We start from the raw sequence: 18,548 nt of genomic DNA, 5'->3' as shown, positions 1-18,548 counted from the left end.
CTTATGAAATTTCCATATAATGGCATATTATTGATTTTATTTCTGTTTTTATGCGGATCGCTTACTGCTCAATCTATCAATCAGATTAAAAAGGAAAAAGAACAAAGTGAAAAGCAGATTTCTTATTTGAATAAATTGTTGAAGGAAACACAGAACAGTAAATCGTTTTCTTTGGAAAGACTGAATCTTATTCAACAGAAAATAGTGCAGAGTAAGCGCATAATTAATTCTTTAAATCAGGAAGTCCGTTATTTTGAAGGTCAGATTCAGAGTAATGAAAAAAGAATTTCAGAGTTGATTGCCGACAGGGAATCTATGCTGGATTTATATGGTAAATTGATTTACGGTTTGTGGAAAAAAAGAAATAAGACGGATCGTTTGATGTTTATTTTTTCTTCTTCCGATTTTAATCAGGCATATAACCGTTATAAATATTTTGAGCAAATTCAAAATTATTCTCGGCGGCAACTGTCTCAAATTTCGAGGATCAATGATTCACTTTATATCCGGAATGATAGATTAAAGAAATATATACTTCAGAAAAATGCAGCTTTGGATGATATCAATGCTAAAAATAAAGACCTTTCACAGCAGCAGCAAAATGAAAATCAAATAATCGGGGATTTTCGGAAAAAGGAGAAAGAGATTACGGGAAAATTACGGAATGAGCAGAAGAAAAGAGAGCGATTGACCCGGGAATTAAATAAGCTTATTGCTGAACAAGCTAAAAAGTCTGGTAGTTCTTCGGGTAGTTATAAAATGACTCCGGAAGAAAAACTGATATCGGATGATTTTGCTAAAAATAAGGGTAAATTGCCTTGGCCGGTAAATCAGGGAATCATTTCAGAAAAGTTCGGAATCAATTCGGATCCTGTATATAAACAGATTAAAATGCCGAACAACGGTATCAATATAACAACTTTGAGGGATGCTGATGTAAGGGCTGTTTTTAATGGAGTGGTTTCAGAAATTATACTGATTCCGGGATTTAACAACACTGTAATTGTCCGGCACGGAAATTTTCTTACGGTATATGCTAATTTGGTGAATATTGTTGTAAAAAAGGGACAAAAAGTATCGACTAAGCAAACGATCGGAAAAGTAGCTTATGATACTGAAAAAGGGAGTATTTTAAATTTTCAGTTATGGATTATTAAAACTAAACAAGATCCCGATAAACAAAATCCTGAAATATGGTTGGCCCGATAAGATATTCTTTTTTATGAGTAATTGTTAGAGACTTTATTATATTTGCGGTAGTGTAGAGAAGGAAGATGATTAATAGATATGAAGGTTTAAGAAATAACTTAAAACGTCTTTTAAATCGTTTCGGATTAGAATTGTTAGGTTTTAATCTGTTGAAAGGTGTTGTTATTTTTTTAGTCTATATTCTGGTCTATTTATTATTGTATTGGGTTCTATTCCGTTGCTCCTTTTTGACTGTCGGTTTTAAATCATTTCTCTATTATCTCTTTTGGACAGGGGTATTTACAGGTATTTTTTATTGTTTTATCTATCCGGTAGTTTTGTTTTTTATTTCCCGGAATTTTAAGAGGTCGTTTCTGTTAAAAAAATTTTTGCGGGAGGTAAAAGTACCGCGGGATATTTTTATTACTCTATTCCATTTGGCTTTTCGTTTTGATGCAGTACCCGGAGACCCGGATTTGAAGAAAGCTGCTTTTGTACAGAAATATGAATCGCTTATTGCGGAAAGGTCTGTTGTTTTCGTACCTTTTCGGAAAAAATGTTTCCGGTTTATCGTGAGTACTTTGTTTCTGATTTTTGTATTGTTTGGTAGTCATAAATTTTTTTTGCGTATTTACGCAGATTTCTCAAATTATCAGGAAGTATCGGTTCCCGGAATGAATATCGATTTTCATTTATTGAATGAATCTTTAAATGTGGAATATGGGAAACCGTTTCAATTGCAGTTGCTGGTAAAAAACGAATATTTGCCGGATGATAATGTATTCGTTTGTTTTGGCGGGGGTGAATTTTACATGAATAGGAAGGATTCCGTGTTTGTTTACGATTTTGATGTCGTGAATAACGATATACGTTTTTCTTTTAAAACATCGGGTGTTGAAAGTCGTTCTTTTCAGATCAATGTATTGCCTTCTCCGGAGATAACGGATTATCAGGTTAATCTGATTTCTCCGGCTTATACAGGACTCAAGCCGGAATTATTGAAAAATATTGCAGATTTCAGGGTTCTTTTCGGTTCTGTCTTGAAATTTGATGTCCATTTGTCTTCTGTCGACTCTCTTTTTATAGGACAAACAGGGGGACAATTGATGCCTTTAAAGTTGAAAAATAATTCGAATGTTGTTTTTTCAAAGGACATCAGAAGTTCTGCCGAGTATGTGTTATACGGTTCCAATCGTTATTTTAGCCGAAAAAAATTAATTACTTTTAACGTGACCTGTATACCCGATCTGTATCCGGGTATTCAATTATCCGTTGTGCAGGACTCATTAAAGAATTCCGTTTTTTATTATTATGGTATCATTACCGATGATTACGGTTTTTCAGCTTTGCGTTTCAATTATTCAATGAATGGAAAAACAAATACGGTTGTACCTGTCAATATTTTAAAGAATACGAATACGCAGGAGTTTTATTTTGAATTTGATTTTGCGGAGTTTGCGGGTATGGATAAGACAAAAATTGATTACTTTTTTGAGGTTTTTGATAATGATTGTATTTCCGGTCCCAAGAGTACCCGTTCGGATTCAAAAGAATACCTGATTCCGGATTTGAATGCGATATTTGATTATAATGCAGAAGTAAATGCTCAGGTAAACAATTCTTTGAATGAAGCTGAGAAATTGGCAAAAGACATTGTTTCGGGAGTTAAGGATCTTCAGAAAAAAATGTTGGATAATTCCGTTGATAATTGGGAGAAACAACAATTAGCGAAAGATATTGTTGAGAAAAAAGAAAAACTTGACAAACTTCTGCACAAAGTTCAGGAAGACCATTTGAAGAAATCGGCTCTTAATAATAGTTTTACCAGTCAGGACAGTATTCTGATATCTAAGCAGGAAAAGATTCAGGAGCTTTTGGATAAAATTATGGATGACGAGATGAAAAAACTGATGGATGAATTTTCCAGGTTATCCGATGAATTTTCCAAAGATAAGTTTCAGGATTTGGATGAAAAGATGAAGCTTAGTTTTGATCAAATGAGTGAAGAGTTGGATCGGAATATTGAATTATTGAAACGTTATCAGGTAGAAGAACAGCATCACATGCTTTCCCAACAATTCGATGGCTTTAAACAGTCTCAGAAAAATTTGGAGGAAGCGTTGAAATCGAACGATTTGAGTAGGGATTCCTTGAATAAAATAAATAATGAATTAAAAAATAAGTTAGAAAATATCAGGAATAATTATGATCGAATGTTGAATGATAATCAGCAGTTATCAAAACCTTTTGATTTGAAAAAAATGAGTGATGATTTTAGTGAATTGTCACAAATGATTGATAAACAAAAAGATAATATTTCGAATAAGAAAGACAATTCAAAGACATCTGAAGATATAAAGGAAAAATCCGGGGAAATTTCCAAAGAGTTGGAAGAGCAACGGCAACAAAATTTTACGAAAATGTCAATTCCTGAGAATGATATTGAATTGATTATTCAAAATATTTTAGTAATTTCGTTATCTCAGGAAGAGTTGTTAAAACAGTTCTCGGAAACTCCTGCTCAAAGCGCGCGTTATAATGAATTAGGTCGGTTGCAGGATTTGAAAAAAATGGAATATAAGATTGTCAAAGACAGTTTGTCTCTTTTGGCGAAAAGTAATTTGATGTTAGCTTCGGTATTGAGTGATAAATTTTACGATATAGAAATTAAATTCGGTTTGTTGCCTGGTTATATTCAAAATAATAAGCGTAGCGAGTTGTCCAGAGAACAGCAGTATATTATCAGCTATTTGAATGATATGGCTTTGGCGTTGAGTGATGCTTTGCAAAAGAGTCAATCAGAGGGTAAAGGTTCCGGTAAGGGTTCTGATCAGAAGGGGAAGAAAGGAAACGGGGAAGGTCAGGGAAGTGGAAAAGAGGGGTATGAAGGGATGAAAAAAATTCAGAGTGGTTTGAAAAAACAATTGGAAAATTTGATTTCTCAAATGAAAAACGGGGAAAAAGGTAAACCTTTACAGCAAGGTGTCAGTAATATGATTCGGGAAAATGAACTTTTTAGAAAAAGTCTGAATGATTTTATGTCACAAGCTGCTACTCTTTCTCCGGCTGAAAGGCAATTATTGAACGAAATCAATCAACTTCTGGATGATAATATCCGGGATTTGTCTAATTATTCGATTTCGGATAATTTGATGTATAGAAATAATCAGGTTTGTAATAAATTACTTCTTTCTGAAAAAGCTTCTAAGGAAAGGGAAGAATATGAAGAGAAAAGAAAGTCAGTGACGGCTACAGAGATGAAATATAAACGACCGGAAGCGTATTTTAAATCGGCAGAACGTCGTATTCGTATGGTGAAAACTGATCTAAATAAATCGGATATGAAATTGAATCCTTATTTTAAGAGTTTGTACAATAATTATTATATCAAGCTTGGTGATGAATAAAGCAGAATTATCTATTCCGTCTGAAATCGGAAATATTATCAAAGTTGAGAATTTTATTGAAAGTTTTACGGAAACTTTCAATTTGCAGCCTGAACTTTTTGGAAAGATTAGTTTGTCTGTGATTGAAGCAGTGAATAATGCTATTTTATCCGGAAATAAACTGTCGGCGGACAAACTGGTGACTCTTGAAGCCTGGATGGATCCGGAGAAATTTTATGTCTCTGTGGCTGATGAAGGTGAAGGTTTTGATTATACGCATATTCCTGATCCTACTTTGCCCGATAATCTGACAAAAGATGCCGGACGGGGACTTTATTTGATGAAAACCCTGACTGACGAACTCGTATTTGAAAACAACGGTTCGAAAGTGACTTTGGTTTTCAATTTGTAATCCTTATTCTGATGAGGGAGGTTTTGTTTTTTAAAGAGGGTGTAGAATATCCTGTTTTTTTTTCAGAAGCTCTGATTAATAAATGGCTTGATTCAATAGCTGTTTATTATTCGAAAAAGATAGGTGCATTGTCTTTTATTTTTTGTTCTGATGATTATATCCTGGATGTTAATCGTAACTATTTATCCCACGATTATTACACGGATGTAATTACTTTTGATTATTGTGAGGGAGACCTTCTTTCCGGGGATGTTTTTATTAGCCTCGATACTGTTTATTCTAATTCTCTTCAGTTTCAATCCGGATTTGAAAATGAGTTTCATCGGGTGATTTGTCACTCTGTGCTTCATTTAATAGGCTATAAAGATAAAACAGATGCAGATAGTAAAATTATGCGTCTGAATGAAAATATTTGCTTAGAACTTCTTAAAACGCTTTAAAATGGCAAATTTGTTACCCGATTATGATGTTATTGTCGTAGGGGCGGGTCATGCAGGATGTGAAGCGGCTTGTGCCGCTGCACATCTGGGATCGAAGACACTACTTATTACATTGGATATGAATAAGATAGCTCAAATGTCCTGTAACCCTGCCATTGGTGGTATAGCTAAAGGTCAGATAGTCAGGGAAATAGATGCATTGGGCGGAATGACGGCTATAGTTACGGATCGAAGTTCTATTCAGTTTCGGATATTAAACCGGTCGAAGGGACCGGCAATGTGGAGTCCGCGTGCTCAATGTGACCGGATGAAATTTTCGGCTACCTGGCGTTCTATTGTGGAAAATACGGATAATCTTGATTTATGGCAGGATGATGTAATAGGTTTGTTGACGCAGGAAAATAGGGTTATAGGCGTGAAGACTGCTTTGGGGGTCGATTTTAGGGCAGAGCGGGTTATTTTGACAAACGGGACGTTTTTAAATGGTTTGATGCATGTCGGAAATGTGAGTTTTCCCGGTGGAAGAATTGGGGAACCTTCTTCTTATGGGCTTACAGCCCAGTTAAAGGAATTGGGATTTGAGACGGGGCGTATGAAAACAGGGACTCCTGTCCGGATCGATGGCCGGAGTGTTGATTTTTCAAAATTGACTGAACAAAGCGGAGATAACGATTTCCACCGTTTTTCTTATTTGAATTTTGATTATGTGAATACTTTGGTTCAAAGGTCTTGTTACATGGCTTATACGAACGAATGTGTTCATCATGCCCTTCGGGAAGGTTTTGAAGACAGTCCTTTATTCAATGGAACCATTCAGAGTATCGGACCGCGTTATTGTCCGAGTATAGAGACTAAATTAAATACTTTTTCGGACCGCAACAGTCATCATCTTTTTTTGGAGCCGGAGGGGGAAACGACGACTGAATTTTATTTGAACGGTTTTTCTTCTTCTTTACCCTGGGATGTGCAATTGAAAGGGCTTCGTCTGGTAGAAGGTTTTGAGCATGTGAGGATTTATCGTCCCGGTTATGCTATCGAATATGATTATTTTCCGCCGCTTCAGCTTTATCATACTTTGGAGACGAAACGAATGGCAGGACTTTATTTTGCCGGTCAGATAAACGGAACGACAGGATATGAAGAAGCGGCAGCTCAGGGATTGATGGCCGGTATTAATGCACATTTGTCTTTGCATTCGGACCAGGAGTTTGTTCTCCAGCGTGACGAAGCCTATATCGGTGTTTTGATTGATGATTTGGTGACTAAAGGAGTGGATGAGCCATACCGGATGTTTACTTCCCGGGCTGAGTATCGTATTTTGTTGCGTCAGGATGATGCCGATGTCCGTTTGACGCCTAAAGGCTATGCCCTAGGATTAGTTAATCAAGATAGATATAATATTTTTATTGATAAATTGAATAAAAGAGATATTTTGATTGATTTTATTCGAAATTCTAGTGTTAAACCGGATGTGATCAATGATTATTTGGTTTCGATCGGATCGGCTTCTTTGCGGCAAAGTGTTAAATTGACGGATGTACTCGGACGTCCTCAGGTTTCTCTTTTTGATTTATTGAATCATTTTAGTCCTTTGAAAGAATTTGTATCCGAGCATTCTATCCGGGATGAAATTTTGGAAGCGGCGGAGATTTTGATTAAATATTCCGGTTATATTGAAAGAGAGAAAATGATTGCTGATAAATTGGCTCGTTTGGAAAATTTGGTTATTGCAGGAAAATTTAATTACGATGAACTGACAAATTTGTCAATTGAGGCCCGGCAAAAGTTATCGAAGATTCAGCCTCGTACCATTGGGCAAGCTTCCCGGATCAGCGGTGTTTCTCCGGCTGATATCAATGTATTGTTAATTTTGATGGGCAGGTAGTCGCACCTTTTTTGAATGTTCCACGTGAAACATTTTTTTTCTTTGATGTATTATGAAGAAAGTAGAAGGAAATATTGTAGATGTTTTTGAACGGCGGATTTATCCGGGAGAAATTTTAATTTCTCCCGATGGAAAAATTTCTGAAATTCTGCCTACGAATAAGAAATATGATTGTTTCATTCTTCCCGGTTTTGTCGATGCTCATGTGCATATTGAAAGCTCTATGCTGATCCCTGTAGAATTTTCAAAGATGGTTATTCGGAGAGGAACCGTAGCTGTTGTAAACGATCCGCATGAAATTGCCAATGTGATGGGAATAGCCGGTGTGCAGTTTATGTTGGAAAATGCAACGAAAGCTGAGATTAAAATATTTTTCGGAATTCCTTCCTGTGTACCGGCAACTCCATTTGATTCTGCCGGGAGTGAATTAACCTCTGACGATATATTGGCTTTGTCTGGACATGATCAGTTTGTGGCTTTGTCAGAGATGATGAATGTTCCTGGGGTATTGCAAAAGGATGCGGAGGTGATACGGAAATTAGAAATTGCCCGGAACCGGAAATTGCCGGTTGACGGACATGCACCTGGTTTAAGTAAGTACGAATTGAAAGCCTATGCTGAAGCCGGTATTTCTACGGATCATGAGTGTGTGAGTTTGGAGGAGGCATTGGAAAAAATTGCTTCAGGAATGAAAATTATCATTCGGGAAGGAAGTGCTGCTCAAAATTTTCAAAATCTGCATCCATTGATTCAAATGTATCCCGATCGTTTGATGTTCTGTGTGGATGATGCTCATCCGGACGATATTCTGCGTAATGGTGAAATCGATAGGTTGGTGAAAGAATCTATTCGTTTGGGGTATGATTTGTTTGATGTTTTGAAAATTGCTTCAATAAATGCGATAGAACATTATCATTTACCTGTCGGTATGCTTCGAAAAGGCGATGATGCAGATTTCGTAATAGTCGAAAATTTGGAGTCATTCCGTATATTGTCTACTTATATTGATGGTATCGAAAAGTATAATTTGACTGTTTTTCCCGATCTGTCGAATCAAAATCGGTTGAATCATGAGGGGTTGAATTGTTTTCAACACGATTTGATTTCATTTACGGATTTGCAAAAGCCGGTGACTATGGAGCATATACCTGTCATACAAATTAAGGAAAATGAAATTGTAACGGCAAAGTACGAATATAATCTTCCTTCGGTTCCGCTCAATAACCTGGAATCAGATCTTTCTCAGGATATATTGAAAATTGTTTATTTGAATCGTTATGCAAATCGAAAACCTCAGATTGCATTTATTCGGGGATTCGGGTTGAAAGAAGGAGCGTTTGCAACAACAATCGCTCATGATTCTCATAATCTCTTGGCCGTAGGAGTAACTGATGCGGATTTGGCAGAGGTGATCAATCGGGTTATCGGATTGAAAGGTGGTTTAGCTGTGAAGAATCAAAACGGCATACATGTATTGTCTTTGCCGATAGCCGGAATAATGACGGATCAACCTGCGGAGCATGTCGCAGAACGTTATAATTTTTTAAATGAAGAATTGAAAAGATCAGGTTGTATCTTAAAATCTCCGTTTATGACTCTTGCTTTTATGTCTCTTTTGGTAATTCCTGAATTGAAGATCGGAGAAAAGGGTTTGTTCGATTTTAATAAATTTGATTTTATTGCCGATTAACGCTATAACGGCAATTCATATAAATGATTAATTGGACAAGGTATGGCTTTGTATGATGACGCTTTACGGGAAAAGATCAGTAAATTACCGGCACAACCCGGAGTTTATCAATATTTTGATGCTTCGGGTAATATTATTTATATAGGTAAGGCTAAAAATTTAAAGAACAGAGTATTATCTTATCTTAATAAAACAAATCAATCTAATAAGACGTTATTATTGGTTCGTAAAATCAATGATTTACGTTATATTGTCGTTGATACGGAGCAGGATGCTTTATTACTTGAAAACAATCTGATTAAAAAATACAAGCCCCGCTATAATATTTTACTCAAAGATGATAAGACTTATCCCTGGATTTGTATAAAGAAAGAGTATTTCCCGCGGGTATTTATTACCAGGCGTTTGGTGAGGGACGGATCTGAATATTTCGGACCTTATACTTCGGGCCGCTTTGCTCATATGCTGATGTCTCTGATCAATTCATTGTATAAACTGCGCAATTGTAATTTGCAATTGTCTCCTGCAACTATTGCTGCCGGTAAATTCCGGGTTTGCTTGGAGTATCATATCGGAAATTGCCTGGGGCCTTGTGTTGGTATTGTTTCGGAAGAAGAGTATAACGAATTTATTGTCAATATCCGGAATATTTTAAAAGGAAATGTTTCCCAGGTGATCGAATTTATGACGGGCCGTATGAAAAAGTATGCCACTGACATGCAGTTTGAGAAGGCCCAGTTTATGAAAGAGTCTGTAGAAGCTTTGCGTAATTATCAGTCTAAATCAACGATTGTCAGTACATCACTGAATAATATCGATGTTTTTTCTTATTTGGAAGACGAGCGCTATGCTTATATAAATTATTTACGGATTGTGCATGGGGCCATCAATCAGGTTCATACTATAGCATTGGAGAAGAAGATGGACGAGGATAAAGAGGCTTTGTTTTCTTTTGCTATCTATGAGATCCGTCAATTGATGCGCAGTGAATCTAAAGAAATCATTGTTCCTTTTCTTCCGGATGTTCAATTGTCTGGTTTACAATATATTATACCTAAAATAGGAGATAAGAAACAACTTTTGGAGCTTTCGGAACGAAATGTGGCTTATTTTAAGCTGGACAAAGATCGCCAACGGGCAGTTGTGAAGGAAGATTCAAAATTCAACATTTTGAAAACGATTAAAACTGAATTGAAATTGCCGGCAATTCCTCACCGGATGGAATGTTTCGATAATTCGAATACACAAGGGACCAATCCAGTGGCTTCCTGTGTGGTTTTTATAGACGGGAAACCGGCTAAAAGGGAATATCGTAAGTTTCACGTGAAAACTGTTGAGGGACCGGACGATTTTGCTTCTATGGAAGAAATTATTTTCAGACGTTATAAACGTGTGTTGGATGAAGGCCGCGAGTTACCGGATCTGATTGTTATCGACGGCGGGAAAGGACAGTTGCATTCGGCTGTAAATAGCTTGAAAAAACTGGATTTGTACGGTAAGGTTCCGGTCATCGGTTTGGCCAAAAGGATGGAGGAGGTTTATTATCCGGGAGATAAAGATCCTTATTTGCTGGCTAAAAATTCAATCGCTTTGAAGACATTGATGCATATCCGGGATGAAGCTCATCGTTTCGGCATTACTTTTCATCGTCAATTAAGAGAGAAACCGTTGACTAAGAGTGAATTAAATTCTATTAAAGGAATCGGTGGCAAAAGCGAGGAACAGTTGGTCCGGCATTTTAAATCCGTAGAGAACATAAAGAAAGCCTCTATTGCAGAATTGGCTACTGTGGTCGGCATAAAAAAAGCTGAAATGGTATATGTTTATTTCCATCCCGATACTTCCCTGATAAGTTGACCGATACTGTTGGATTTCGGTTTTTAATATTCTGTATGGAGCCGTTTGTAAAGGGATTTTAATCGTTCTTTTAAGTATGAAACAGTATTTATTATTCCTTCAAATTTCAGCCGGGAAAGGCTCTGTATTCTTCTTTTCAATGGTGGTAAGGTATCTTGCTACTTAAATTTTTCATTCGATGGGTTCAACCTGTAATACAGGCGTTCGGTTTGTGAGGCTGATAAAGGGCTTTTGCGGAGTGTGGGAAAAATCTTGAATTCAAAAATAAGTATTGTATTTTATTTTATAAGATAGGATGAATGGTATAACTGTTTGTAAATCAATTTTTTAATTTAAAAGATCGGGCGATTTTCAGCATTTTGAATGAAACGAATTATATTACAGATGGATAAGATATTATATATGATGTTTTTCTTTAATTATAAAAATCAATACCCCACAGCCTTTTGGAATTCAGATATCCGCAAGATCTGTGGGGTATTGATTAGGCATGGAATCTGAATTCCATGCCGTATTTTATCCGATTTATTTATTTATATCGTTTTTCTTAAAGATTAATTTTTGTCCCAGCGGATTTTGCCATTCTGTTAATAATGCTCTGAAATCTCCATATTCTGCCGGAGTGATTGTATTTTTGGACAGTTGGATTTCTTTATGAACCTGAATTGTGTTATTGATTTGACGGATTCGGATATTTACAGATCCGATTTTGTTTTGTTTTTTGATTTCTACAGGATTGCTTTTAAATTCGATCCCGGGTTCAATAGAAAGGAGATAATCATAAGTTTCTGTGATTAGGTATGGAATTTCCAATGTCGATTTTCTGTCGGTGTTGAGCCGGGACATTTCCCAACTTTTTATGCCTTGTTCCGTTTCCGGTAGATTGTATACGATGTATCCGTCCTGAGATACCAAAGGTGAGTTGGCTTTAAAGCTCAAACGATAGTTGACTGCCGATTCGGAACTGATTTGTGATTCCGTTGTTTGACCGAATGGCTCTGAAAAAGCTTTTATACGCTTTTCCAGGCTGTTTTTTGATGCCATAGGCAGGAGACCGCCCTGGATGTCTATAATACCTTTAGCAGTCGTTTCTGTGGGTTTTAAAATGATATCTGCCTGACAGCGGATTTGCCCTTGGCTTTGTATTACCGTCAAGGGCCGTATACCGGAATCCGACAATAGCCAGATTTCGTTTTTACCACCTCTTAATTCCAATGATTCTGCCGGTTGATACATAGCAGAAAGGAATAGAGGATGTTTGTCGGCATTGACTTTTATTTTAAGTTCTTGTATGGTATTGATTCCTTTGGACTTGTTTTTCAAATTCCCGGGATAAACAGCTACCGGCTCGGGTGTGAGCCCGTTAGCTTTCAACAGGGCTGCAAATAATGCCGTTTTCTCTGCTTTTGTACCGTAGGAAGTTTGGAGTACTTCATCCGGAGTACGTAAAGTATAGGCTGTGTTTTCCAACGACAGGTCAATTGTATTTACCTGATTGACCATATAGTTTTGAATGCAAAATACTTTTTCTCTTTCATTTTCTGCTTTTTCAGCCAATTTTTGGGCAAAGGCCGTGTTTTCGGGAGATAATACCGGTTGGATTTTACTCTTTAATATCTCCAGGGCTTCTTTACAGGATTTATTTCCGGAGGCGATAAATCTCGGTTTATTTTCCCGGTTGACCGGTTGAAAAGCTTCCTGAGATGCAGCGGGAATATTTTTGAATGTCCAGCGATATTGCTTGATACCGTTTTGGGTTGTTATTTTCGGTTTTGCCGATAGATTGCACAAAGTGTAGTTTAATTCCTGATCGGCGGGAATATTGAGAATGACGGTATATTCTTTTATCGGACATGCTTCCTGTAAGATTTCATCTATATCAATACAGTTATAGGATACCGGTTTGCTGAATAGCGTATAATCCAAATAAATAGTCGCTCCTATTTCAAGTCCTGTATGGGTTATAACCATCTCTTTCAAATGATTATAGTATGGAGCTCCGCTTGCGGCACGGGGAAGTACTTCATTAAATGCATTTTGAGGTGTTTTTACAATGTTTCCTCCGGCTTGCTTCGTATAGGATTCGTTGATTTTCAATTCCTGAAAAGCCGGATTGTATACGACGAATGTCTCTCCATATAAATTATTGAATGCAATATGAGAATTGATTTTCAATATTTTACTGTAATGTAATTCAAGGCTTCCGTCGGGTTTATATGTATATTCCTTCAACAATTTTGTAAATTCAGCTTCCGGAAGTGCTTTGCTGACTGTGGATATGGAAAGAATACAAATAATCAGTAATATAGTATATTTTATTTTTTTCATCACATTATATTATTAATTGTAATCCATTTATTTTAAGTATAATCTATATACTTATTTTATTTTTTCTAAAATCAACTCTTTTCCGTATGATTTATGCGTATTGACAGCTGTTCTGAAACCGTCCCAATCTTCTGCTTCATAAACTCTTTTCTTGAGTTTCAGGTTGTTATTTAATAAGATAGAATTATTTTCCTGTTTTAAATAGCCTGAAAAATCGGCTGCGGGACTTGTGAAATGGTCTTCTTTTTTATTTTGAATCATTCTGTATCCTTCCGGCAGGTTTATTTTTTCATTCAGTAGGATTTGCCGGGAGCAGGCATCTTTAAAACCGTATTTGCGTTCTTCCAATTGGGTATTGATACGCAAGTAAGAACGTACACTGTTGTATAAATTATTCAGAGCCATAGGTTTGAATATCAGAATGTCTTTTCCGGTTATTGCATAGTTGGGAATTGAAAATTTCATTTTGATTTTGATCGGGGCAGCCGTATAATTTTTGGGGTCTTTGCCGTAATCCACACTCAGTAAGGAGGCACGGGGAGAAACATTCAGCAATTCTTTTTCGAGGTAGTTTTTCCATTCGCTCATAAATCTTCCGGTAAATATCCGGCGTATACTTCCGTCGGATTGTCCCTCGGCTTCCACTGTAAATTCTCCGGTCAGAGTCCCTTTACTGTCCAGATTTGACGTAATATTTAATTTGAAATAATGGTTTTCGGGATCGGACACCGGCGTAATCAGTAAATCGGAGCCTTCCGGCAAACCGGGCAGGTAATTTTGCTGTTGTTCCGCACTGGACCATAATTCTCTTAAAAATGGTACCCATGTGGGGTCCAGCGGTATATATGTCCCGTTTGAAAGTTTTACTACGGCTACACTGTGGTTGAAATGGTCTGCCGGGATGGATTCTACCCGGGAGCCTGCCATTGTCATGGCCGGATAAGCTTCAAATCCGGCCATGCGCAGCATGGAAATGAGCAATGCGGCTTTGTCTTTACATACGCCGCAGCGGTCAGTGAAATTCATTTGTGTATTGTGTAATGTATAGCCTTCCCCTTTGCCCATAGAAATACCCGAATAACGCATATTATCGGCGACCCAATGGGTCAGAACGGCAATTTTTTCCATTTCAGAACGGCAATTTTTAATCAATGTATTTACTTTTGCTTGTGCTTCCGGGGTAGCTTCGAAACTCCCGTAGTCTTCATTGACTTTATAGAACCATCGCGATTTGGCTTTCCAATCGGCTGTTGTTGACATCATTAATTTCGGAGCGACGTCGTAAAGGTCCAGCATGTTGGGCTCTTTAGGGAAAGGCAGTATGTTGTCGGAAACGAAGGTGAAAATTTTACGGTCTCCTTCGATTCTGGCGGAAGAAGTGCATTTCCCCTGGTAAAATTCGTATTGCATTTCCTTTTCCTGGGGAATACTTACTCTATAGACTTTGTGTATTGCCGGTTGATTGCTCCAGAAAGGGACAATGTCGTAGAATTGTCCGCGCATCGGCGGAATAAATCGTTCTTCGTCGTCATTTGCAGCTAAAAGAGCGTAAGTGAAACCTTTTTTGGATATTTCATAATCGATGATATCTCCGCAATCCAAACGTCCCGGTTCAATCATAATTTGTCTGGCTCCCCAATAAATAGCCCTTGCCGGAGCCGCATAATCATATGATTTTGCCGGATCCAGTTCGATGACCCGTCCATCGGGCTTGTATATCTTTACGCTTTTAAATTCTGCATAAGCGGTGAGGGGATCGTAGTCATAGCGTATGATCCGGTTTTTCAGAGCTCCTGCCGGTGTTTGAATTTTAATGACTTGCCGGATGGCAAACGAGCCTGAACCGTTTTCCGTAACATTTACACCAGTGCTGTCCAGCAAATAAATGTAGTCGTACTTTTCCAGGTTTTTTTGTTTCTTACTTTGATTGTCATAAGGTTTCCAATCTTGTCCGTGTAATCCGGAAAAGAAGAACAATGTGAGAATGAGAATGGATAGGTAATACATATCGGTTTTATTTGTTGTTATTTGTTTCAAGTATCAGTAAATAGCCTTTGCCTTCGGGAATCTGTATCGGTTTGTTCGGATCAAAATCGGCTGCCGGCTGAAATTGGGGAATTTCAGGGGCATACAGTTTTGCCGTTTGGGCATTCAGACCTAATTTTTTCCAGTCGATATCCAGTTTTACTTCACAGTCTTTCTTTGCCCAGCTTGCAATTGCGATCATGGCTTTCCCGTCTTTTATGTATGTGGTTGCTAAAATATCTTTTTTATTTGTTTTTACCGGATTTGAAGAAACCCAATAACCTACCATGCGGCTTCCTTTTATGCCGAAATTATCCCATGCTTTCCAGATGTGCCGGGCAATCTCGCATCCTTCCCAATGGAGGCGGGACGTCATGCCGTATATCATTCCTCTCCACGGATTTCCGCAGTCCTGTAGCATTTCACCCATCATTCCGAAAGGTATACCGGAGACTTCTGTAAGCCAGTAGTCCGGTCCGGCGTTATAGTCGAAGTATTCACCCAGCCACAGGCGGTCGAGGTAGGGCATATGTTCCATGTATAAGCAGGCACTGTTGATATAGCCGTCTTTTTCATTGAATTGGTTTGCAGAATGTAAATCGATACGGGGTTCAGGACAACCGGCATCCAGAATTTTGCGGATGCGTTTCATCGTGGTCCGGTCGAAAGCCAGGTCATCGATATACAAGCCGTCTATTCCTACGTTTTTAACGAGCCAGTTTAAGCCTTCTACATAGAAATTATGCCAGCGGGATACACCCGAGTTAACAATGGCAGCGTCTTTGTATTTCTCGACAAACCAGGCAGCGATATAGTCCTCTCCCAAATGTTCCTGTAACCAGGAATAGCCGTTGCCCGGACCTGCAGAGAATATTTCATGGCCTAATGAGCGCAGGGCCCAGATTTCCGGCGCCCGGTTTGTTAATTCCCGTACGGTGTAATATATTTTCACTTTACATCCTTTCCCGTGTGCTTCGTCTATATATGCTTTCATATAATCCGGGCGGAAAAACGGATAATTGATGTGAGGATTAATGGCTGTCCCGTGATGGATATTGATCGTATTAGCGCCTTCGTTTACAACACGACTGATCGGCTCGTAACTATGTAAATACCGGTCATGCCATTGTTTTTCCGTGTCGATCGGTTTAAACGGGGTTACGGAAGTCAGGAAGATAAACGTTATTTCTTCTCCCTTTTTTAAAGTGCGGTTGCCGCTATAGGTCTGGATCAGCATTTCTTTTCCTTTACGTACAAATTTAATACCGCCTTTTCCTCGATTATTCCAACATTCCGGAATAATCAGCGGTTTGGAATGGTAAAAATTCGTATTTAATGGGCGGATGTAATTTTCATCCCGGAATACACAATGTAATCCTGCATTCGTTGTCCCGATCCAGAAACCTTCCTGGTTTTTCCGGACATCCCATTTCCATTCGTACCGGTTGGGAACGACTGATCCGATATGTCCCATGCCGAGCCAGTATTCTGCAATTTGAGCATTCATCGGAATTTCAAGCCGGATATCGTTCAATGCGGTCGTTTCTTCGGCTTTGAGGGTTATTTTATATTCCATGAATCCATCGAATTCCATATTCGCCTCGCATTTTATCCCGATATTTCCGGCCTTATTGAGAGATTCCCAGCTTGTTTTCCCTTGTTCTTTTTGAACGAAACGGAATGATTTGTTTTGCCACGGAATGATTTTACGGTTTTGTTCCAAGATAAAACGAAAAGGGGCTTGAAGTATAGGTGTCGCTTTCGAACCGATTGCCGTCATTTCTTCCGTGTAGTAGCTGGATATTGCCTCCGGAAGGCCGTATTCGTTTAATTTTACGGAACGTCCTAAGCAACGTATGGTGCGCTCGTTGACGGATAAAGGAATAAAAGGGCGCACGATATCGTTATTGCAGGCCAGTTCCGAATTCAACCAGCGCAGACGCGATAAACGGTTGATATCGCTGTCGCCGTGGTCGGTTAAAATACGGTCTGAAATCCAGATATTGATATTTACGGATTGTGATTCGGTCCCAACTGCTGAAACGGTAATTTTTCCCTTGTAGACTCCGGGTTTTATACCTGTAGGTATTTGTAACCCGATCCACAGCGGACGCACTTCATTTTCCGGTATCCGGTAACTGATGTCCATAGGTCTTTGTAACCAATCCGTTCCGGAGGTATTAAAGCAAGTAAACGCAGATGCGGGGATATTGTTGCCATTGCCTTGTAAAGAAGTAAATTCGACCTTTACGTTTTCCATATTTTTATGCAAGGCCCATATGCCTAATTGAAAAACGAAGTATTCGTTTTGATCGGCTTCTGCCCAGAATGATTCCCGGGCTCCTTGTATTGTCCAGCGGAAAGGTATTTGTTTGTACATTTTTATCGGATGTTGCCGGTCTTCCGGAAATATCAGGTAATTTTTATCCGGATAGTTTTGAAGCAGTTTTTCTTTTTCTGCTTCAGTAGCGACAATTTCCATGGGATAAAAACTGTTGAATGTCCCTCGGGATTGAAACTGTATCAGTTTTGTTTCCGGGATAGCCTGTTTGCTTTCGATGGCTTTTTGTGCCTTAGCAACCCAGGCTGATGCCGCCCGGGTTATTTCCCGGGGATAATTTACCCGGGGATAAGGTCCCCCGGAAGAGTGGTAAGGCATGTAGTAAATGTAATATTCTCCGGGAACAGTCTGCGGTTGGAATAAAATCGTACCGCATTCGGAATTGATATTTTCCCTGTAAAAGTTATCGATTTTTTTGCCTGTATTTGCATCCACAATGATCATGCCTTTTTTCTCCGGTTCCGAATCTCTTCTTCTCCAAGGGAGAACTGCCCGTGCGATATCCGTTTTTTCATTTATCCGTACGATAATCCGGTGATTACCCAAGGAATCCGGTTCCCAGAATGCACTGCCGTAATAGGCTTCTTCGGGGTGGTATTCTTGTGCAATTAGCTGTATACTACTGCATAGAACAAATAGAAGAACAAATCTTTTCATATGTTGAAGGATTAAATTACTCTGAATTTACGAATTTCAACATTCATTTGCATAAAAGCAAATATTAATTGAATTTATTCATTTATAAGTTTTTTCAGGTAGATTTCAATTGGAAATTTGCAATTGAAAGTACTATATAATTCAGCATTGTTACAGAAGTTCTGTTGATTGTAGGCCCCAATTCGGATCAGAGATTTTCATTTCTATTTTCATGGTAAATTCTGTTATGCCATGGTTGCAGGTATTTGATTACTTACAATTGATTATGGAATTTAAATATGGATGTTTGTATGATTAATATGTTGATATTTAGTATGTTGAAATATAAATTAATCGTTC

At 38.2% G+C, this 18,548-nt stretch carries 10 protein-coding genes; 7 read left to right on the top strand and 3 right to left on the bottom strand.

What is annotated here, in order from left to right; translation table 11 throughout:
- Positions 1 to 3 precede the first annotated feature (3 nt).
- From DD657_RS10900 to uvrC, 7 genes are all read left to right on the top strand, one after another.
- Positions 4 to 1,209 (top strand): murein hydrolase activator EnvC family protein, encoded by a 1,206-nt coding sequence (locus tag DD657_RS10900; protein ID WP_287049855.1) that lies wholly within the window; start codon positions 4 to 6, stop codon positions 1,207 to 1,209.
- 368 nt (positions 1,210 to 1,577) lie between these two features.
- Complete coding sequence (locus DD657_RS10895; RefSeq protein WP_287049854.1) at positions 1,578 to 4,595, top strand: synaptonemal complex protein 1; 3,018 nt, start codon at positions 1,578 to 1,580, stop codon at positions 4,593 to 4,595.
- Complete coding sequence (locus tag DD657_RS10890; protein WP_287049853.1) at positions 4,588 to 4,986, top strand: ATP-binding protein; 399 nt, start codon at positions 4,588 to 4,590, stop codon at positions 4,984 to 4,986. The genes DD657_RS10895 and DD657_RS10890 overlap by 8 nt, the downstream gene beginning before the upstream one ends.
- A gap of 11 nt (positions 4,987 to 4,997) precedes the next feature.
- Positions 4,998 to 5,426 (top strand): rRNA maturation RNase YbeY, encoded by a 429-nt coding sequence (gene ybeY / locus DD657_RS10885; RefSeq protein WP_021987734.1) that lies wholly within the window; start codon positions 4,998 to 5,000, stop codon positions 5,424 to 5,426.
- A gap of 1 nt (position 5,427) precedes the next feature.
- Positions 5,428 to 7,311, top strand: coding sequence for a tRNA uridine-5-carboxymethylaminomethyl(34) synthesis enzyme MnmG (gene mnmG, locus DD657_RS10880; protein WP_021987735.1), 1,884 nt, complete (start codon positions 5,428 to 5,430; stop codon positions 7,309 to 7,311).
- A gap of 52 nt (positions 7,312 to 7,363) precedes the next feature.
- A complete protein-coding gene (gene ade / locus DD657_RS10875; RefSeq protein ID WP_287049852.1) occupies positions 7,364 to 9,001 on the top strand; it encodes an adenine deaminase in 1,638 nt (545 codons plus the stop codon).
- A gap of 42 nt (positions 9,002 to 9,043) precedes the next feature.
- Complete coding sequence (uvrC, locus tag DD657_RS10870) at positions 9,044 to 10,858, top strand: excinuclease ABC subunit UvrC (protein WP_287049851.1); 1,815 nt, start codon at positions 9,044 to 9,046, stop codon at positions 10,856 to 10,858.
- A 525-nt stretch (positions 10,859 to 11,383) separates the two neighbouring features.
- Here uvrC and DD657_RS10865 read toward each other — a convergent pair.
- Genes DD657_RS10865 through DD657_RS10855 form a run of 3 tightly spaced genes read right to left on the bottom strand, consistent with a single transcriptional unit; the run spans position 11,384 to position 18,209 of the window.
- On the bottom strand, positions 11,384 to 13,186 hold the full coding sequence (locus DD657_RS10865) for a DUF3857 domain-containing protein (protein ID WP_287049850.1): 1,803 nt from the start codon (positions 13,184 to 13,186) through the stop codon (positions 11,384 to 11,386).
- Between the two features lie 51 nt (positions 13,187 to 13,237).
- Positions 13,238 to 15,193, bottom strand: coding sequence for a DUF3857 domain-containing transglutaminase family protein (locus DD657_RS10860; RefSeq protein ID WP_287049849.1), 1,956 nt, complete (start codon positions 15,191 to 15,193; stop codon positions 13,238 to 13,240).
- A 7-nt stretch (positions 15,194 to 15,200) separates the two neighbouring features.
- Positions 15,201 to 18,209, bottom strand: coding sequence for a glycoside hydrolase domain-containing protein (locus DD657_RS10855; protein WP_287049848.1), 3,009 nt, complete (start codon positions 18,207 to 18,209; stop codon positions 15,201 to 15,203).
- Positions 18,210 to 18,548: the final 339 nt, after the last annotated feature.

This window comes from Culturomica sp. (assembly GCF_003524185.1).
Lineage (GTDB): Bacteria > Bacteroidota > Bacteroidia > Bacteroidales > Marinifilaceae > Culturomica > Culturomica massiliensis.
The sequence above is the reverse complement of the archived record's forward strand: the minus strand, read 5'-3'. Positions and strand labels throughout refer to the sequence as shown.